Below are 1026 nucleotides of genomic sequence, written 5' to 3'. Positions count from 1 at the left end.
TAAGCGGCTTTGACGCCTTGGAGGAAGTCCTGGACCTCTCTGGAGAGGTCGTTGGAGTGGCGCGACAGCTCCTGGGCGGCGCCCAGCACCTGGCTGGCCGCCGAGGTGGTCTCGCCGGCGCCCTGCTGCACGTCCACGATGCTGCCGGTCACCGCTTCCGTACCCCGCGCCGCCTCCTGCACGTTGCGGGCGATCTCGGCGGTGGCCGCCCCCTGCTCCTCCATGGCAGCCGCAATCGAGGTGGAGATCTGGCTCATCTCGGTGATCGTGCGGGCGATCTCCTGAATGGCCGACACCGTCTGCTGCGTCGCCTGCTGCACCGAGCCGATCTGGGCCGAGATCTCCTCGGTGGCCTTGGCCGTCTGCGAGGCCAGCTCCTTCACCTCTGTGGCCACCACGGCAAAGCCCTTGCCGGCCTCGCCGGCCCGCGCCGCCTCGATGGTGGCGTTCAGCGCCAGCAGGTTGGTCTGGCCCGCGATGGTGTTGATCAGCTGCACCACGTCGCCGATGCGGCTGGCCGTGGAGGCCAGATCCTGCACGGCAGCATCCGTGCGGCGCGCGCCCTGCACGGCCCGGTCGGCAATCTGCGAGGACTGGGCCACCTGGGAGGCGATCTCCCGGATCGAGATCGACAGCTCCTCGGTGGCGGCCGCGACCGTCTGCACGTTGGCCGAGGTCTGCTGGGCAGCCGACGAGACGGTGACCGACTGCTGGGTGGTCTGGCTGGCCACTGCCGTCATGGTTTGCGCCGTGGCCTCCATCTCGGTGGCGGCCGAGGACAGGCCTTGCGTGAGCGCCGACACGTTGCTCTCGAAGCGCCGGGTGATCTGGTCGAGCAGCTCGGCGCGGCGCATCTTGGCCTGGTTCTCGGCGTCCTGCGCGGCGGCAAGGCGGCGGGCCTCAACGGCGTTGTCCTTGAACACCTGCAGCGAGCGGGCCAGCTGCCCCACCTCGTCCTTCCGCTCCGTGCCCGTGACGCTCACGTCCAGATCGCCATCAGCCAACCGGCCCATCGCTCCCGTCATC

General features: G+C 69.9%; 1 protein-coding gene. It reads right to left on the bottom strand.

Translation table 11 applies throughout. The features are described from left to right. A partial coding sequence (locus JQC81_RS32485) for a methyl-accepting chemotaxis protein (RefSeq protein ID WP_203275871.1) occupies positions 1 to 1026 on the bottom strand: 1026 nt, incomplete at both ends.

The organism is Microvirga arabica (assembly GCF_016811235.1).
Classification (GTDB): Bacteria; Pseudomonadota; Alphaproteobacteria; order Rhizobiales; family Beijerinckiaceae; genus Microvirga; species Microvirga arabica.
This window is presented reverse-complemented; position numbering and strand designations above follow the sequence as displayed.